Raw genomic sequence first — 18,302 nt, 5'->3', positions numbered from 1 at the left:
CACCCTACAAGGAGAATTCAAATGCTCAGATTGATACGCTTGATCAAGACCGTCTGCTTGATCTCTGTGCTTTGTTTGGGCATCAATACCGCATATGCAACCAATTGCCCACACACCGTAGACATCTATTTAACGGACAACAACAACCCGACTGTGCCGAAAACAACCCTGCGCAACCTAATACTCCCCAAGGGGCCCGTCAATCTGACGGGCATGATGTTATTCAATATAGCTGTCTATGGGCCCTCTGGTGGAGACTCTTGCATTGTGACTTTTGATGTGCCAGGTGGCCAGCGCAACATTGGCGCGGGTCTCACCTTGGGTTGGGAAAATATGTACTTCAATGTCAGCCCTAACAATACCCCCCAATATCAGAGTTTCCCAACTGATAACAGTTTCAAGCGCGGAAGATGTGGCCAACAATACCCCATACCACAGACCAGAGGCAATTCCTACAAATGGAATGCAAATTGGGCCGATATTGCCTACGGCACCCGCTCAACCCGCTACGCGGCCTACGAAACTTGGATGTGCAGCCCAGATACATTTTGGGTGCCCTTCAACATCACCGGCACCTATACCGGTGAAACCATCTCATTAAAACCCTATTCTTCTTCGGTAGGTGGTACGAGTAATCCCACATACAGACCAGCTGGTTGGTATGCCATCGCTGCCGGTGAACTTTCCAGTCGATTTAACCCCACTTCAGCATTTTGGGACAACATCAGTACCGTGGCTCCATTGGTGTTGACAGGCGCCGGAAGTTGTACACAAAGCATTTCTACAGCCCCGCAAAATTCCAATTTCTACTTCACCCAATCCAACCTGAAAACAGGTGACAGTATTGAATTAGCGAATTTCTATACAAGCCAAGAATTTAGAAATTGCAATTTCTTGCCAACTGACCAAATGGTTTTCTACAGGAGGAAGTTGTATTCAGGGATAGTAGGGGTTAGCGAAAAATTTTTTGTGAGATCTAACTCTTATTCTGGCAACGGTTTGTCATTCCAAACGATTTATAAATTCAGGTGCACAAATTGCGGCCCAACACCACAAGATGAAAATATTGAAATGCACATCACCCAGACCTTGTCCGGACTGACCAGCAACAATACCGCATGCGGTATAACAGGCAGGATAGTTGTACCTAATATATACGCAAACAACTTAACGAATTGCACCAGCTTGAAGTTGCTCTCCGAGGTCAAGTTTGTGCAAACGGGTAACTTGCTTAACAAAACAGTGAATCCTAATGCTCAAACGTCATTGCCTGTTTACCCATTCTCCTACGCTGATATTGGGTATGTGTCCTGGGCAATCAAGACAACAACTCTCTTTACCGATAGCACATCGTATAAAGCTTTGGCTAAATCGGATATCACATTAGGCGCACCCGCCTACCAAGCCCCCAACGCTTGCGCTGCGTTGGACACCGAGCGTTTTAACCAAAGCAAGGATATTTCAGTAGAAGGTAAATACATCGTTCTACCCACCACACCTGAAACCTTAGCTTCATGGGAAACCACCACCAAGGCCACTGGTTGTGCTTTTGACACCACAAAATCAGTCTCTGCTTCGCCAAGCATTACCAACAAGACCCTTATAAAGAAATCCTCGATAAAGACAGAGAATAAACTCGTTAGCCAATATCAGTTTGAATGCACTACCTGTGGCACTAATGTGCAAACGAAATATGAAAACATCATCTTCCAAGTGACCCAAACCTTATCAGCCGAAAACAAAAATCTAACTGCACCAAAATGTTCGGCAACAATGTCATCAGCTTCAAAGTTCACGATAGGCAATCTACAAAATTGCGATACCCTCATCTTGAATGAAAAATTTGAAATATTGCAAACCGCTCCGATGGTCGGGGGAGGGCAAGAAGGCTATAAATTTTTATCTAATCAATTAATAGCAACTGATTTTTCTGTCCCCCAAACCAATAATACAACTCCCCCCCCTATTTCATCCAATGAGCAAAATATTGCGGTGAACCCCACTTTGGGTGGCGGGTGCGTACCGACTCTGAAAAGCACCATAAAGCGCAAGCGGGACTGATGCTAATTTGCACCACTCAAATTTCAGCGGTAACTGACGTAAAACTATGTTCACCACCAACACCTCTTTGGCTCATCTGAGTACAGCCCTCATCCAGGAAGGTCTGCGGTTTACCGCCGATGACTTAGTGCATCTGCCGCACTTGGGCATGTGTACCAAACTGGCGTATCGCCATGTGTGGTGCCGTGTACACGATACAGCGTTGCTCACCCACCCTTTGTCGCAAAACGAGTTTTTAGTGATGCTGGCTACCGATGCCAGCTACCCGCCCACCGACATCAGACAAACCCTGTCCATGATGCTCAACCAGTTATTGGTATTGCGTGTGGAAGACTGGGAAACCACCCCCGACAAAGACATCTGGCTACGCTGCGCGGTGCTGGGCAGCTTTAACCAAGCACTCAACCCCGATGCTCCTTGGATCTTCACCAGCCAAATCAGTTTGAGCAAACCGGCCACTGCGTTTCGTTTGTACGCGCCCTCACCTAAGGTGCTGCAAAACTTGGTTAACGGTACGCTCAATCCTCAGGGTGTGCTGGATTTCGGGCGTCTTCGCTACAACGAACAAAGTGATTGGAGCAAACACGCCGTACCCACGCGAATTGCCATGCAAGACATGCTGTCCAAGCGTACCGCCATGCTGGGGAAAACACGTTTGGGCAAATCGAATGTCGTCAAGCTTGTCGCTCAAGGCATGTTGGACTTCACCCGCCAAACCCAAAATGTGGGCCAACTGCTGTTTGACGTGAGCGGCGAATACTCCAACACCAACCCGCCAGAGGGTGAGATCACCTTGGCCTCGCATAACCCTGGGCGCTGCATCGCTTATTTTTTAACGCAACGACAAGGCAACACCAACGGCAAACTGTTGCGTTTTAACTTTTTTCAAGCCCCCGATCAAACCTTGGAGGTTTTTAAAGAGTTGCTGCCCCAATCGGTAGCCGAATCTGACCTGATGCGCAGCATGTTGACATGCCGCATACCCAGCCTGACGCCTATGCCGCAAGACAACGAAGCGACGCGTCACCATCACTTGCGTAAGGTGATGTGGCTGTGGGCAGTGCTTGATGCGGCAGGGTTTGCCTTCGACAACGAACGCATACGCCTATGGCTTGTTGCGTTGGGCTATGCCGCACCTTTCAACCCTGGCTTTGCCGTGGGTTTGCGCCAAGCGGCGTACCAAGCCATTCTTAACCGCCCGGCTCCTGCGCCCCCTAGCAACATGGTCACCTTGCTAAGCGAGCTCAACACCGTGGCGCGGTTTCGCATGACCTACACCAATGACCCCAACCTGATGCACAACAATCGACCCTTGTTTGACAGTGAAGAAGACCTGTTGATGCAGTTTTTATGCGCCGAAGGTGGACAAGGTCCTTACCAATTACGAACGTGTTTGCCCTATCACAGCCCCAGCGCCGAAGACTTCACGTCGCACATCTTGTCAGCCCTGGACCAGGGACATACGGTGATCATTGACGTGAGCAATTCCCCCGACCGAGTGGTGCGCTACTTCGCCCAAAAACTGAGCTTGGCGATATTTGCAGCGCAAGAACACAAGTTCAAATTGAATACCTTGACAGGTCGTTATGTGCAACTTTATTTTGAAGAAGCGCACACCATCTTTCCCTTGCAAGACACAGTTATGACAAATGTGTATGCTCGTTTTGCCAAAGAGGGCGCAAAGTTTCATATCGGCATTGCCTATGCCACCCAGTCGCCCAGCACCATCAATCCCGATTTATTGACGCAAACCGAAAACTTTTTTATTGGCCACTTATCGAGTCAAAAAGAAGTGGACTGTCTGTGTGAGTTGCAAGTGGCGTTTCAGGGTTGTGAAAACGCCATCCGCTTTAATCGCACACCTGGCTTAATGCAGGTACTGACCCAATCGCACCGCTATGTGGTACCTATGCAAGCCAATTTGTACGAAGGCAAAAATTTGCTGATGTCGTAACTGAAGCATGGTTTTGATCGCCCAGCCATGAATTAAACCAACGCCAAGGCCATGGCAGTACCTTCACCTCCACCGATACACAAAGTAGCCAATCCCTTTTTCAAACCCTTGGCTTTCAAAGCATGCAACAAGGTGACGATGATGCGAGCACCCGATGCCCCAATGGGATGACCCAAGGCACAGGCGCCGCCGTTGATGTTCACAATGTCGTGAGGGACTTTGAGTTCGTGCATCAGTGCCATGGGGACCACGGCAAAAGCTTCATTGACTTCCCAAAGATCGACGTCACTCACCTTCCAACCCGCACGGGCCAAGGCTTGCTGGGTAGCACCCACGGGGGCGGTGGTGAACCACTCGGGCGCTTGCGCAAACGTGGCGTGGCTAACAATGCGGGCCAAAGGCGTGCAGCCCAATTTTGCTGCGGTGCTTTCGCGCATCATGACCAAGGCCGCAGCGCCGTCGTTAATTGATGAACTGGACGCAGCGGTGATGGTGCCGTCTTTTTTGAAGGCGGGTTTCAAAGTTTTGACTTTGTCGAGTTTGACTTTGCCAGGGCCTTCATCGATGCTGATGATGCGCTCACCAGCGCGGTCTTTCACGGTGACAGGCATGATTTCAGCGGTAAAAGCGCCCGACGCGCTGGCGTCCTTGGCCCGCTGTACGCTGGTCATCGCAAAGTGGTCTTGCGCGTCGCGGCTGAAGTTGTATTTGGCAGCGCAGTCTTCACCGAAGGTGCCCATGGAGCGACCGGCTTCATAAGCGTCTTCCAAGCCATCGAGCATCATGTGGTCGTAAATTTTGTCGTGGCCCATGCGGTAGCCGCCACGGCCTTTTAACATCAGGTAAGGCGCATTGGTCATGCTTTCCATGCCACCGGCAATCATCACGTCTTGACTGCCTGCGCTCAATATGTCGTGGGCAAACATGGCGGCTCGCATACCCGAGCCACACATTTTTGACAGTGTTACTGCACCTGCACTAGAGGGCAAACCGCCCTTGAAAGCCGCTTGACGTGCAGGCGCTTGTCCTTGACCGGCCATCAAACAATTGCCAAACAACACCTCGGTCACTGCATCGGGCGAAATGCCAGCGCGTTGCACGGCGGCGGCAATGGCCACACCGCCCAAGTCGTGTGCCGATAGGGCTGAAAAATCCCCTTGAAAACTGCCCATGGGGGTACGGGCGGCGCTGACGATAACTATGGGGTCTGACATGAAATGCTCCTGAATAAAAAACTAAAGGGAAGCGCCTAAAGCAGCGCGTTGGATTTGAAAGCGTTTATCGGCCTCGTAGGGAAACACATCGTGCACATGGCCATCGCTGATTTTTTCCTTATGGCCTTGCCAAAAACTGGCGTCGAGTAAATCGGCATGGTGCTTCATGAACACTTCGCGAACACTGGGGTTGCCCAGCAAAAACGGTCCAAAGGTTTCGGGAAAGACGTCATGGGGGCCGACGTGGTACCAAATTTCGCCAGACATTTCGTCTTCTTCGTTGCGCGGTGCTGGCACACGGCGAAAGTTGCAATCGGTGATGTATTCGATTTCATCGTAGTCGTAGAAAACCACTTTGCCGTGGCGTGTGACGCCAAAGTTTTTCCACAACATATCGCCCGGGAAAATATTGGCTGCCACCAAGTCTTTGATGGCGTTGCCATATTCCACAACAGCTCTCTCCATTTGACTTTTGGCCCGCACATCGTCCAAGCCTGCGTCAAACGCCTCTTGTAAATAAATGTTCAAAGGAATCATGCGCCGCTCAATATAGGCGTGCTTGATAACCACCTCTTCTTGGCCAGTGTCAGCGCGGCGGTTGATCTCAATTTGGCTGGGTGCAAATTTTTGAATTTCGGCAATCAACTCGTCTTCAAAACGCTCACGTGGAAACGCCACATTGCTGTACTCCAAGGTGTCAGCCATGCGTCCCACGCGGTCGTGTTGTTTCACCAATAAGTACTTGCCCTGAATTTGCTCACGAGAGGTGTCTTTTTGCGGCGGGTAAAAGTCTTTGATGACCTTGAATACAAATGGGAATGAAGGTTGATCAAAGACCAACATGACCATGCCCTTGATGCCAGGGGCAATGCGAAATTTATCTGTGCTGTGACGTTGGTGATAAAGAAGATCACGGTAGAACAAGGTCTTGCCCTGCTTGGCCAAACCTAAGGCGTTGTAGATTTCCGCACGTGGTTTACGCGGCATCATGCTGCGCAAAAACTGCACATACGCAGAGGGCACATCCATGTCCACCATGAAGTAAGCCCGCGCAAAGCTGAACAAAATCAGCAAATCTTCTTCGCCAAACAAAGCCGCATCGATCACCAACTGGCCGCTGTCGTTGTGCAAAATCGGCAGCGCAAAAGGGATTTCTTGAAAGCCGTTGATGACCTTGCCCACCACATACGCGCCCTTGTTGCGAAAGAACAGGCTAGAGAGAACCTGCACCTGAAAGTTGGCGCGATGCTTAGCTTGGCCCAAGCGCTGTCTCACGTTGCGCAAAATATCGTCAGCGTCGCGCTCTAAATTTTCAAACGGGCACTGCAAGTCAAAGTGACGAACCATGCGCAAAATGACATCATGTAAATTGTTCTCGCTGGGGTACCACGCTTTGTAGGTGGGCTTAGCATCGGGTTCGGAGTTTTCGATGTACTCGGTGCTGACCGCAGGACGCACAAAAATAAAGTCGTTTTGAAAATAACTGCGGTCCAATATTTTGGTGGTCACAGAGTTGAAAAAGGTTTCTGCCAACTCAGGCTGAAAGTGGTCTACCAGTAAGCCGATGTAGTGAAGTTTCACCTGTTGCCATACCTCGCTGGCTTGCTCACCTGCTTTGTATTCGGTTTCTAGTCGACTCGAGCACTCCTTGACCCGCAAATCATAAAACTCAATTCTGTCTCGTTGTGCGCGTTGTTGTCCATGCCAGTCTTGGTTTTCATAGCGGTGCTTGGCCTGAGCAGACTCGGTACGAAACAAGTCGTAATGGCGATTGAATCCGTCCATCATGGCTTGGGCGATGTCGTAAGCCAAAGCTGAATCAAGTCGTTGCGCGTTCATGGGTGTTGCCTATCCAGCGATTTGTCGTGGATAGCGCTTAAATGCGTTGCGAAACACATCAACCACTTCTGCCGAGTGGCTCATGCTGACATGCAGGTCTTTGAGCAAGCCATCGCTCAAGCCATAAATCAAACCATGGACTTGTATTTTTTGTCCCCGCGCCCAAGCGTCTTGCATCACATTCGACAAAGCAACGTTGCCCACTTGCTCTAAGACATTCATTTCACACAACACATCTTCAAGTTCGGCTTGCGGCAAATGGTTCAGGCGTTGGCGATGACGCAAGCGCACATCTTGCACATGGCGCAACCAGTTATCGACCAAGCCAATGCGTGTACCTCTAGCGGCTGCAATCACGCCGCCACATCCGTAATGCCCCACCACCATAATGTGCTCGACCCGCAAATGCTCCACAGCAAATTGAATGACCGACAAAGCATTCAAGTCCGAAGGCACCACCACATTGGCCACATTGCGATGCACGAACACTTCGCCAGGGTCGAGGCCGACAATTTCGTTGGCGGGTACGCGGCTGTCTGAGCATCCAATCCACAGATATTTAGGCGACTGCTGTTGGGCCAGTTTTTGAAAAAAACCTGGCCGCTCTTTGGACATGCGGTCTGCCCAGTCGCGGTTGTTGGCAAAAAGACTGTTCAGAGATTCAGACATAGACAGAGGTGATCATTCAGTGATAACAGATTGAGGTGAGCGTTTGCTTTTGGCGTTGTGTTTGTTCAGCAAAGCCTTGGCTTCGCGCTCATGTTGTTTGACTTCATCCAGATTGGCTTGGATTTCTTCCAACTGAGACTCTAACTGTTGTCGATGACTGGCTAAAACTTCGACAAATTTTTCTAATTGGGGCGCTGTGTCTCTGGGGCTGTCATACATGTCAATGATGTCTTTGGCCTGCGTCAAGGATAAACCCAAGCGCTTGGCTCGCAATGTCAAGCGCAGCCTTGCTCTTTCACGAGCGCTGTACATGCGGTTGCGTCCACCCGGGCCATGGCGTTCGGGGCGCAACAAACCCATGTCTTCGTAAAAACGAATGGCTCGAGTTGTCAAATCGAACTCTTTGGCCAATTCGCGGATGGTGTAGAGGGTCGCCATGTAGACAGTTTACGTTTACGTAAACGTCAATTATGAAGCAAAATCCTCACAACATGAATGCCGACGAAAAAGAACTTGACTATCCTTTGGGGGAACATTTGCCCCAGCCTGGCGCAATGACCGAGGTGGCCCCTGGCGTTTATTGGCTGCGCATGTTTTTGCCCTTTGCGCTGGACCATATCAATCTGTGGCTGCTGCGCGATGTGTATGAAGGGCGTGAAGGTTGGGCGATTGTGGATTGTTGCCTCGACCAAGCCAGTTCAAGGGAACAATGGCAGTCTATTTTCGACCACAGCCTTGAGGGGCTACCGGTGCTGCGTGTATTTGTCACGCATTTGCACCCCGATCACTTGGGGCTTGCGCATTGGCTTTGTGATTATTGGAAAGTGCCGTTGTGGATCAGTGCCACTGACTTTCACACCGCACACACTTTAATTCACCCGTCTAACCCGCTACAAGCCGATCAAGCCGTGACGTTTTTACAGTTGCATGGTGTCACTGATGAACAAGTGCTGAAAGCTGTCACAAAACGCAATTTTCAGTTTGCCCACATGGTGCCAGCGCTACCCAAGCAATTTATACGTTTGCATGACGGCTTGTCAGTCATGATTGGGGGCAAGCGCTGGCGTTGCATTAGCGGCTATGGCCATGCGCCAGAACACATTGCGCTTTACTGCGAGTCTGTGAACGTGCTGATCAGTGGTGACATGGTGTTGCCACGCATTTCTACCAACATCAGCGTGTACGATTCTGAGCCAATGTCGAACCCTCTGCAATTATTTTTGGATTCGCTGAAAAAATTTGAGGCATTGCCAGCCAACTGCTTGTGCCTGCCCTCGCACGGAAAACCATTCCGTGGCCTACATATACGCATTGGGCAACTGGTACGTCACCATGATGAGCGACTGCAAGAGTTGCGTGAGGCTTGCGCACAGAATGCCATCAACGCTGTCGAGGCCATGGCAGTATTGTTCAAGCGTGAGTTAGATGGTCATCAAACCACCTTTGCGCTGGGCGAGTCACTCGCCCATTTGCATTGGCTTTGGTACCGAGGTGAGTTAGAGCGTGTCGCAGGCGATGTGGTGCGGTTCAAACCCACTGGGGCAAAACTTCCTCATTGAGCGCATTGCGTCGCAGCTGGTAATCGGGTACCAGCGAACCCACTGTCTCCCAGAACTGCGGGCTGTGGTTCATCACACGTAAATGGCTGAGTTCATGCACCACTACATAGTCAATCACGTCTTGCTTGAAATGAATCAGGCGCCAATTCAAACGGATGCTACCGTCAGCCGACGCTGTGCCCCAGCGCGAACTGGCATTGCTGAGTGACAAGCGCTTCCACTTCACACCCAATTGCGGCGCGAAATGATCAAGACGCTGCGTGAAATTGAGCTTGGCTTGTTGCATCAACCAAGCTTGTACAGCATCACGGATTTGCCCGGGTTGCGCATGAAGCGAAAGAGGTACCTGCAAATACTTGGCTACAGCACCTTGATTGCTGATAGTTGGGGATTGATGCTCGGGGTCTAAACGAACCAACCATTGCTCTCCCAGAAAAGGCAATGAGGCGCCGTCACGCCATTCGATGATGGTGTGGCGCATTTGTTTTTGGCGCTCTTGTGACTCTTGCAGCTTGCGCAAAATCCATGCGCTTTTTTCGTGCAATACCGCTTCCACGCTGGCAACCGTCGCCCAACGTGGGGCACGCACTTCCAATCCGTCAGCGCCCACCGACATGCCGATGGTTTTGCGTTTGACCCGCTGAAATGCATAAGCGATGGTCGTTTGCTGCAGTTGTATTTGTCGACTCGCCAATGGATGCACAAAGGCGCATGAACTGAATGCTTTGGAAACCAAAGACACAGGAGCAGGAATGGGCTCATCTTGGACGCTATGACCACCCAGCCAATCAAGTGCAAGCTGAACAAATGCAGTCATCGTTTAGGCTGTAGCAATTGCATATGCTTCGGGGTCGAGGCGGTGCATTTCACTCTCTATCCAATGCTCCACCTGCTGCATCATTTCTTCAGGTTGGCGGCCTGTGCTTTCAATCATGGGGCCAATGGACACCGTTACAGTGCCGGGGTGTTTGATCAAGGCCTTGCGTGGCCAGCATCGAGCAGAATTAACGGCGACGGGTATGACTGGCACACCTGCTTCAATCGCCAAACGCGTACCACCGGCTTTGTAGGTTCCGGCTTGACCACGTTCTATGCGCGTCCCCTCAGGAAACATGATGACCCAAATGCCTCTGCCCAGTAAATCGCGCCCTTGCGAGACAACTTTTTGAAAAGCTTGGCTGCGCAATTTACGGTCAATATGAATCATGTCTAAGCGGCCAATGCCCCAACCAAAAAATGGTACATAGAGCAATTCTTTTTTGAACACATAGGCCAAGTCACTGGGCATGATCACGGGCATTAAAAATGTTTCATAGGTGGATTGGTGCTTGACCAACAAGATAGCTGGTTGTCCAGCCGCAGGCAAATTTTCAAGACCGAGTAATTCATGGCGTATGCCCAAAATGTGTTTGGCCCCGCCAATTGCAAGCGACAACCAAAATACAGCCATGCGGTACAAGCGATGGCTACTTACTTGCAATGCCGCTGCCGTCAACATCGCAAAAGCCACCGGAATGACGGTGACCAACATCCACAGCATATGCAGCAATGAGCGAAGCAAAGCCATCAAGCAGACTCTGTCGATGCGTCGGCTGAATTTTTTGCCAAGGTTTGCTGTATCAACCAGTCGGCGAAGGCGGCTAAATCGGCGTGAATACGTGTTTGCGCAGGAAATGTGTCTGGCAAGGCTTGATCTGCAAACTGTTCGCCTTTTCCAGTCAACACCAAATGCGGGATGCAGCCGCTGGCCGAAGCTGCTTGTGCATCGCGTAAGGAGTCACCCACTGCGTGAACCTCTTTGAGATCAGCGCCAAAGCGTTCGCCAATTTGCTCGAACAAGCCAGGCAGCGGTTTTCTGCATTGGCAGTGTTCATCCGGCGTGTGTGGACAATAAAAAATAGCATCCACTCGTCCACCTGCCTTGGCCAAAGCCTTATTCATTTTGTCGTGCATCTGATTCAATGTGGCGACATCAAACAAGCCCCGCCCCAAGCCTGATTGGTTGGAGGCGATAACCACCCGCCAGCCTGCATGGTTGAGTTTGGCAATGGCGTCAATTGCACCAGGCAGTGCAACCCACTCATCAGCTGACTTGATGTAGTCATCGCTGTCATGGTTCACCGTGCCATCTCTGTCCAAAATTACAAGCGGGGTGTGCATGTGTTTGCCTTGTCAGTTTGCCAAACGAGATAAGTCCGCGACGCGGTTCAAGCTGACGTGGAGTTGGTTCAAAAGGCCCAAACGATTTCGACGAATATCTTCATTGGGATCATTAACCATGACATCGTTGAAAAATGCGTCGACCGGTTCGCGCAGTGCTGCCAAAGCCTTCAAGGAGTCGGTGTAGTTTTTTTGTGCGTAGAAAGTATCGGCTTGCTTGACACTTTGGGCCATGGCGTCATACAGGTTTTTCTCTGCAGGCAGTGTCAGTTGTTCTGATGAAAAATGGCCACTGTCTGCGTTGCTTGCTTTTTTCAATATATTGCTTATTCGTTTATTGGCGGCAGCCAAAGCCTCGGCTTGCGGCATTGCAGCGAAGGCCCTAACAGCCTCCATACGGGCGGGTACATCCCCAAAGCATTGGGGACGCAATGCCAGCACGGCATCCACCTCAAAAGCGCTATAGCCTTGGTCTTTCAAATTGACAGCGAAGCGATCGAGTATGAATTGGTATAGCTCAGTCTTGGCTTTGACCACATCGATGTCACATTCTTTAGCAAGCACAGCCAAACCAGTCTCAAGCAAATGTTCTAGCTGCAGTGCGTCAAAGGGAGCACGCAGCAAGATACGAATCACACCTAACGCTTGACGGCGCAAAGCGTAAGGGTCTTTATCGCCAGTCGGTAAATTGCCAATACCAAACATGCCTGTCAGTGTCTCGAGCTTATCTGCCAAGGCAAGCAAGCAACCGACATCGCTGCGCGGCAAACTGTCGCCTGCAAATCGTGGCTTATAGTGGTCTTCAATGGCATGAGCTACTTGCTGTGAGTGCCCGTCATTCAAGGCGTAATAAGCGCCCATGGTGCCCTGCAACTCTGGGAACTCAGCCACCATATCGGTGAGCAAATCGGTTTTGGCCAGTTGTGCTGCAGTCAATGCATCGGCTTTCTCTTCTACTGAACTTAAAACCGCTGACAGTTGTTGCACCAATGCGCTGACCCGCAACATCCGCTGTTGTTGTGTGCCGAGTTGATTGTGATAAACCACTTTGGCCAAACGATCAAGCCTTGAAGCCAAGGTGTGTTGGCGGTCTTGGTTGTAAAAGAATTGTGCATCTGCAAGACGAGGACGAACCACCCGCTCGTTGCCGGTGATGACTGCGCTGGGGTCAGGTGGCGTGATGTTGCTGACCACCAAAAATTGATGGGTTAATTCTTCTTTGGCATTTAGCAGTGGAAAGTATTTTTGGTTGGCCTTCATGGTCAATACCAAGCACTCAGCTGGAACGTCTAAGAAAGCCTTGTCAAACTGACACAGCAACACATTGGGCTTTTCAACCAAACCTGTCACTTCCATCAGCAAGGCTTCATCTTGGATGGGCTTTAAGCCTTCTCCAGCAGCTTGAGCGACTTGAAGCAGTTGCTGCTGTATCTGCACTTTTCGTTTATCGAAGCTTGCAATCACCGCGCCTTGCTCGAGCAATTCCTGTTCATAGTGGTCGGCATGGCTGATATCTATGGACGCTGCTTGCGCTTCAAAACGGTGGCCTAATGTTTTTCGACCGGCCGTTAAGCCCAAAGTTGTGACAGCCAGAACCTGCTCACCAAACAAAGCCACCAGATGATGAACTGGACGCACAAAACTCACGCTGTCCCAGCCAGGCAATGCGCAGTCTTTGTCAAGTTGGTAAGTCATGAGCTTCGGGATAGGCAAGTGACTGATGCTGTGGTCTAAGGCTACTTGCAAACCTTGCTGTATCGACACCCCGATTTGCGCTTGCTCTATGAACAAGGCCAAGGCTTTGCCATCCATCTTTTGCGCTAGGTGTGGCACTTGCTGCGCATCCATTCCCAGAGACTGCATCTTTTTCAACAATGCGGGCGTGGCTTGCCCTTGCGCATCCAGACCTACGCTGACTGGCATGAGCTTGACTTGAATGTTCTGGTCTTCGGCTTTGGCAGATACATGGCTGATGTGTGCGGCCAATCGTCTTGGCGTGGCAAAGGGAGTCAGTTGCGAATCACTCCCTAGTAAGCCCTGTTGCAGGAGACTATTGAAAATACCTTGCGCAAATGCATTAGACAAAGACGATAAGGCCTTGGGCGGCAATTCTTCGGCTTGCAATTCAATCAATAAACTGTGGTTCATTTCAGATTGCCGCTTCTGTTAAATGTGTGACCCATTCCTTTGGTGCCATGGGGTAGCCAAGTGCTTCACGGCTTTTGACATAGCTTTGCGCAACATTGCGGGCTAAATTACGAATGCGTCCAATATAGGCGGCTCTTTCAGTGACACTGATAGCGCCACGGGCGTCAAGCAGATTGAAGGTATGCGCTGCTTTCAAAACCTGCTCGTAGGCTGGCAGGGCCAAGGCCTGAGTCATCAAATAGTGGGCTTGTTTTTCATGTGCGGCAAATGCATCAAATAAAAATGTGGCGTCGCTGTGCTCAAAGTTGTAGGCAGATTGCTCTTGCTCATTTTGCAAATAAACATCGCCATAACTCAAGGCGTCTGTCCACTGCAAGTTGTAAACATTGTCTACGCCTTGTAAGTACATAGCCAAGCGCTCCAAGCCGTAAGTGATCTCGCCGGTAATGGGTTTGCAATCTATGCCGCCGACTTGTTGGAAGTAAGTGAACTGCGTGACCTCCATGCCATTGAGCCACACCTCCCATCCCAAACCCCACGCACCTAATGTGGGGTTTTCCCAATCGTCTTCCACAAAACGGATGTCGTTGGCTTTTAAATCAAAGCCCAGTGCTTCTAATGAAGCCAAATACAACTCAAGTATGTTGGAGGGTGCAGGCTTGAGCACTACCTGGTACTGGTAATAGTGTTGCAAGCGGTTGGGGTTTTCTCCATACCGACCGTCCTTGGGTCGTCTTGAGGGCTGAACATAAGCCGCCTTCCAAGGCTCTGGGCCGAGTGCCCGCAAAAAAGTAGCCGTATGTGAAGTGCCGGCACCAACCTCCATGTCCAAGGGTTGCAGCAAAGCACAACCTTGCTTGTCCCAATAGTTTTGCAATTGCAGAATGATTTGTTGAAATGTCAGCATAGTTTCATCAGTTGAACCTGCATTTTAGTGACTATGTGTTGGTGAACTCATCCTAGGCCCCATCACCGCAAAACTCAGAATAACCAATGCGCAAAACAGCCACAGAGGGCGCAAGCCCCATCGCCCTGCCCATTGGGCAAACCATGTGACGCGGCCGTCACTGGCTGGAACATTGCCAACCAAAACAGTTTGTGTATAAGGTTTTGCAACTGCTTGAATTTTCCCGCTTGCATCAATGATGGCGGTCCCACCCGAATTTGTCGCACGAATGCTAGGTCTGTTAAGTTCAATGCTGCGCATACGTGCAATATGCAAATGCTGTGGAATAACCACCGTGTTTCCAAACCACGCTATATTGCTCATGTTCACCAACAGCGAAGGTATGCTTTCTTGTTTCACAGTAAACCTTTGAGCCAACTCTTCCCCAAATAAATCTTCGTAACAAATTTGAATGGCTATGCTTTGGCCGTTCCACACAAAAGGTTCTGGCTTGAGTGGTCCCCGTATGAAGTCGGTAATACCAAAATTGACCATTTGATTAAACCACTTAAGGTATTGAGGTATGAATTCACCAAACGGTACCAAGTGCTGTTTGTTATATATGTACTCATCCGAGTTTGCTTGTAGTGCGATGGCTGAATTACCAAACCCCTTGTTCTCTTGAAATGTGGGAATTCCTACGATGAGCGCTTTTCGACCTGATGAAAAGTGTGTGCTGATTTTCTTCCACGCTTGATTGGGTATATCTTGTGGAAGATAAGGTATGGCTGTTTCAGGCATGACAACCAAGTCGGTTTGGGCTTGCACTGCATTTTCGATATACCAGTTTACGGCTTGCTCCCTTAGCTTTGTGTATTTCAAATCTTGTGGGATATTCCCTTGTAGCAAGCTCACACTGAAGTTTTTGTTGTTATTGCTTGTGTTGACATGCCAAGGCAGCGCCAGCAGAAGCAAGCACCCTAGAGCAAGTCCTACTTCTTTGCTTATTTTTTTGTCTTGTTTAAAGGCTCTAAGGCTTGGGGCTAGACAAGCTGAAAGATAAGCAGCAACCCAACCAACACCATACACACCTAGCCATGGCGCAAACGATACCAGTACGCTGTCAACATGTGCATAACCGATGGCGCCCCAAGGAAAACCGGTAAAAAACTCTGCCCTGGCCATTTCTGCAAGTGTCCAGCAGGAAGCAAACATACTTGCACTCCAGTATGTTCTGTGTGATTTTTTCAATTTGTAATAGAGGGTGACCGTGGTGGCGTAGTAGATTGCCAATCCTCCACATAACAAAAGAATTGCCAATCCAGTTAAAACCACTGGCAATCCACCAAAATGGTGAATCGATATATATAACCACCAGACTGAGGCAATGAGCCAACTCGTTGCAAACACCCAAGTTTGTAAAAATCTCTTCTTTGGTTGGGTGTTGTTTTGCTGTGTACTTAGGAAAACGGCGAGTGCTGCCACTTGAAGCCAAGCATTTGGCTCACCACTCCAAGGGGATGCCAATGCAAATGCTTGGAGTATGCCCAATAAAATGATCAGGCTATAGAAGAGTAAGGAGCTTAACAATGGATGCGCTGCAAATCGTTAAAGCCTTAGGCGAAACCATTTAACAGACCCACCTTTGGCATGCATGACCTCGAACCTCAAGCCTGCAATGGTGATGGACTCGCCCTTTTGTGGCACATGACCTATTTCATGCGCAATCAGCCCGCCGATGGTGTCGAATTCTTCTTCCATGTCTTGTAGCAAATTGGTCTGAAACGATTTGTTCAATTCCTCTATAGAGCAGTTGCCTGCGATTCTGTAGCTTTTATCAGCCAAGGTGTAAATATCGGTTGAGCTGGTTTCTGTGTCGAATTCGTCTTCGATTTCTCCGACAATTTCTTCAAGCACATCTTCTAGCGTTACCAAGCCCGCAATTCTGCCGAATTCATCAACAACCAAGGCAAGGTGATTGCGGCTTTTTTTAAAATCTCGCAGCAAATCAACAAGGCTTTTGGATTCGGGCACATACAGCGCATTGCGAAGCAGGGCTTTGATGTGGAAGTCAGGTGCTCTTTGTAACTTCAGCAGGTCCTTGGAGTGCAGTACGCCAATGATATTTTCTCGGTTTTCCTCAAACACAGGGTAACGTGAATGACCAATATCTATGACCTGGTGGAACAATTCATCACGGTCCATTTCTATATCAATCATGTCAATACGCGGGCCTGCTACCATGATGTCTAGCGCTCGCATTTCGCTGATACGCAATACACCTTCCATCATTAATCGGCTTTCCGAGCCTATCAGGCTGTACTTTTCAGCTTCAGACATGACCTCTAAGAGCATTTCTTTAGATTTAGGTCTGATTTGAAATGCCTTAAATAATTTACTGCGCCATTTTTTTGCGCCGTTATTTTTAGTTTGATTTTTGTGTGAAAGATCGTCCACGTGCTTGCAGGCCAAAGAACCTGCTTTTGTTTCTATTCCTCAAGGATACTGTTTTTTAGGCCGATTTATCTCTGTTTTGCTATTTTTTTCAGCTAAAGTAAACCATGACTTCTTTGCTTCCTAACGGTTTGCATTTCTTCGAGCGAGGGTGGCTTTCTTCAAACAGTATTTTGCTTGATGACGGCAATTCCGCTGTTTTGATTGACTCAGGTTATGTCACTCACGCAAGCTTTTTACTCTCCTTAATTTTCAGCCATCTGCAGTCGCGCCCATTGACTCATTTGGTCAATACGCACTTACACAGTGACCACTGCGGTGGAAATCAAGCAATCCAATCTCAATTTCCTTTTGTTCAAACTTTTATTCCTCACGGACTTTTTGAACATATTCGACAATGGGACACGGGGTCTCTTTCATATGAAGATACGGGGCAATTGTGCTCACGCTTTACTGCAGATGTTCCTTTGCGATCTGGCGATGTTTATTTTTGGTCTGGGTATGAGTGGGAGGTTCATGGCGCTCCCGGTCACGATCATGATGCCTTGCTCTTTTTTAACCCCGAACACCGGATTTTGATTTCTGCAGATGCGTTGTGGGGCAATGGCTTTGGCATTGTCTTTCCTGAAATATTGGGTGGCCATGGATTTGCGGAAGTGGCAGCAACTTTGAACGTTATTGAGCAACTTAAACCATCATTGGTTTTTCCTGGACATGGGCCCATCATTCATGATGTTCCTCAATCCTTGGCAAGAGCTCACTCCAAACTCAATTATTTTGTTCAGTCGCCAGCTCTTCATGCTTCTCATGCGGCAAAGGTACTTTTGAAATTTAAACTTTTAGAGCTGCAATATATCTCTTTGACGGAATTCAATTTATGGATTGTGAACACGCCATTGCTTTTGCGTATTCATAATTCTTTTTTTATCACCACGCCCATCCAAGATTGGTGTCGTGAGCTTTTAGATGAGTTGATTCATAAAAAAGTTGCTTTCATCAGCAACGGTATTGTTTATAACAATTAGTCGACATAAAAAACAAAAAGCCCAGTTCTTTCGAACTGGGCTTTCTGAGGCTGTAATAGCCTGACAATGTCCTACTTTCACACGGGTATCCGCACTATCATCGGCGCTGACGCGTTTCACTGTCCTGTTCGAGATGGGAAGGAGTGGTACCACGTCGCTATGGTCATCAGGCATAACTTGTTCTCATCATGACAAAGTCAGGACAAGGAATTCATAGAGCAAATCAGCATTTATATTTTGAATGCGTCACTTGGCATAACAACCTTGAACATTGCTGTATCAAAGTTATAGGGTCAAGCCGCACGAGCAATTAGTATCAGTTAGCTTAACGCA

15 protein-coding genes and 1 rRNA gene are annotated in these 18,302 nt (G+C 49.1%); 4 read left to right on the top strand and 12 right to left on the bottom strand.

The features are described from left to right. Window positions 1-21: 21 nt before the first annotated feature. Both AC9UEO_RS01840 and AC9UEO_RS01835 read left to right on the top strand, forming a co-directional pair. Window positions 22-2,061: a hypothetical protein gene (locus AC9UEO_RS01840; RefSeq protein ID WP_509529130.1), complete on the top strand. Its 2,040-nt coding sequence runs from the start codon at window positions 22-24 to the stop codon at window positions 2,059-2,061. A gap of 46 nt (window positions 2,062-2,107) precedes the next feature. Then, window positions 2,108-4,015 carry a helicase HerA domain-containing protein gene (locus tag AC9UEO_RS01835; protein WP_509529128.1) on the top strand — a complete coding sequence of 636 codons (1,908 nt, stop codon included), beginning with the start codon at window positions 2,108-2,110 and terminating at the stop codon, window positions 4,013-4,015. A 32-nt stretch (window positions 4,016-4,047) separates the two neighbouring features. Here AC9UEO_RS01835 and AC9UEO_RS01830 read toward each other — a convergent pair whose 3' ends face one another. Genes AC9UEO_RS01830 through AC9UEO_RS01815 form a run of 4 tightly spaced genes read right to left on the bottom strand, consistent with a single transcriptional unit; the run spans window position 4,048 to window position 8,175 of the window. Beyond that, window positions 4,048-5,229, bottom strand: a complete 1,182-nt coding sequence (locus AC9UEO_RS01830) for an acetyl-CoA C-acyltransferase (protein WP_509529126.1) — start codon at window positions 5,227-5,229, stop codon at window positions 4,048-4,050. 21 nt (window positions 5,230-5,250) lie between these two features. Then, window positions 5,251-7,068, bottom strand: a complete 1,818-nt coding sequence (gene aceK / locus AC9UEO_RS01825) for a bifunctional isocitrate dehydrogenase kinase/phosphatase (RefSeq protein ID WP_509529124.1) — start codon at window positions 7,066-7,068, stop codon at window positions 5,251-5,253. A 9-nt stretch (window positions 7,069-7,077) separates the two neighbouring features. After that, the gene (can, locus tag AC9UEO_RS01820; RefSeq protein ID WP_509529122.1) at window positions 7,078-7,737 is read right to left on the bottom strand and encodes a carbonate dehydratase; all 660 of its coding nucleotides are present in this window, start codon (window positions 7,735-7,737) and stop codon (window positions 7,078-7,080) included. A gap of 12 nt (window positions 7,738-7,749) precedes the next feature. After that, complete coding sequence (locus AC9UEO_RS01815) at window positions 7,750-8,175, bottom strand: MerR family transcriptional regulator (RefSeq protein WP_509529120.1); 426 nt, start codon at window positions 8,173-8,175, stop codon at window positions 7,750-7,752. A 53-nt stretch (window positions 8,176-8,228) separates the two neighbouring features. Here AC9UEO_RS01815 and AC9UEO_RS01810 point away from each other — a divergent pair, with 53 nt between their 5' ends. Then, a complete protein-coding gene (locus AC9UEO_RS01810) occupies window positions 8,229-9,296 on the top strand; it encodes an MBL fold metallo-hydrolase (protein WP_509529708.1) in 1,068 nt (355 codons plus the stop codon). On the opposite strand, the gene AC9UEO_RS01805 is transcribed toward AC9UEO_RS01810, so the two are convergent. The 7 genes from AC9UEO_RS01805 to AC9UEO_RS01775 all read right to left on the bottom strand — a co-directional run bounded on the left by AC9UEO_RS01805 (window position 9,265) and on the right by AC9UEO_RS01775 (window position 16,947). After that, entirely contained in the window at window positions 9,265-10,113 is an 849-nt protein-coding gene (locus AC9UEO_RS01805) for a M48 family metallopeptidase (RefSeq protein ID WP_509529118.1), read from the bottom strand. The two genes, AC9UEO_RS01810 and AC9UEO_RS01805, sit on opposite strands and share 32 nt — an antisense overlap. 3 nt (window positions 10,114-10,116) lie before the next feature. Further along, window positions 10,117-10,863, bottom strand: a complete 747-nt coding sequence (locus tag AC9UEO_RS01800; protein ID WP_509529116.1) for a lysophospholipid acyltransferase family protein — start codon at window positions 10,861-10,863, stop codon at window positions 10,117-10,119. Continuing rightward, the gene (gmhB, locus tag AC9UEO_RS01795; protein ID WP_509529113.1) at window positions 10,863-11,456 is read right to left on the bottom strand and encodes a D-glycero-beta-D-manno-heptose 1,7-bisphosphate 7-phosphatase; all 594 of its coding nucleotides are present in this window, start codon (window positions 11,454-11,456) and stop codon (window positions 10,863-10,865) included. The genes AC9UEO_RS01800 and gmhB overlap by 1 nt, the downstream gene beginning before the upstream one ends. A 12-nt stretch (window positions 11,457-11,468) precedes the next feature. Beyond that, entirely contained in the window at window positions 11,469-13,604 is a 2,136-nt protein-coding gene (glyS, locus tag AC9UEO_RS01790; RefSeq protein WP_509529110.1) for a glycine--tRNA ligase subunit beta, read from the bottom strand. Between the two features lies 1 nt (window position 13,605). Then, window positions 13,606-14,511, bottom strand: a complete 906-nt coding sequence (gene glyQ, locus AC9UEO_RS01785) for a glycine--tRNA ligase subunit alpha (RefSeq protein WP_509529108.1) — start codon at window positions 14,509-14,511, stop codon at window positions 13,606-13,608. 24 nt (window positions 14,512-14,535) lie between these two features. After that, window positions 14,536-16,017, bottom strand: coding sequence for an apolipoprotein N-acyltransferase (lnt, locus tag AC9UEO_RS01780; protein WP_509529106.1), 1,482 nt, complete (start codon window positions 16,015-16,017; stop codon window positions 14,536-14,538). 81 nt (window positions 16,018-16,098) lie between these two features. Further along, window positions 16,099-16,947 carry a CorC family transporter gene (locus AC9UEO_RS01775; RefSeq protein WP_509529104.1) on the bottom strand — a complete coding sequence of 283 codons (849 nt, stop codon included), beginning with the start codon at window positions 16,945-16,947 and terminating at the stop codon, window positions 16,099-16,101. Between the two features lie 104 nt (window positions 16,948-17,051). Between AC9UEO_RS01775 and AC9UEO_RS01770 the strand changes: the two genes are divergently transcribed. After that, on the top strand, window positions 17,052-17,969 hold the full coding sequence (locus tag AC9UEO_RS01770; protein ID WP_509529102.1) for an MBL fold metallo-hydrolase: 918 nt from the start codon (window positions 17,052-17,054) through the stop codon (window positions 17,967-17,969). Window positions 17,970-18,027: 58 nt separating this feature from the next. On the opposite strand, the gene rrf is transcribed toward AC9UEO_RS01770, so the two are convergent. Beyond that, a 5S ribosomal RNA gene (gene rrf, locus AC9UEO_RS01765) occupies window positions 18,028-18,140 on the bottom strand. Window positions 18,141-18,302 lie beyond the last annotated feature (162 nt).

The organism is Limnohabitans sp. (assembly GCF_040401495.1).
Classification (GTDB): Bacteria; Pseudomonadota; Gammaproteobacteria; order Burkholderiales; family Burkholderiaceae_C; genus Limnohabitans.
The sequence above is the reverse complement of the archived record's forward strand: the minus strand, read 5'-3'. Positions and strand labels throughout refer to the sequence as shown.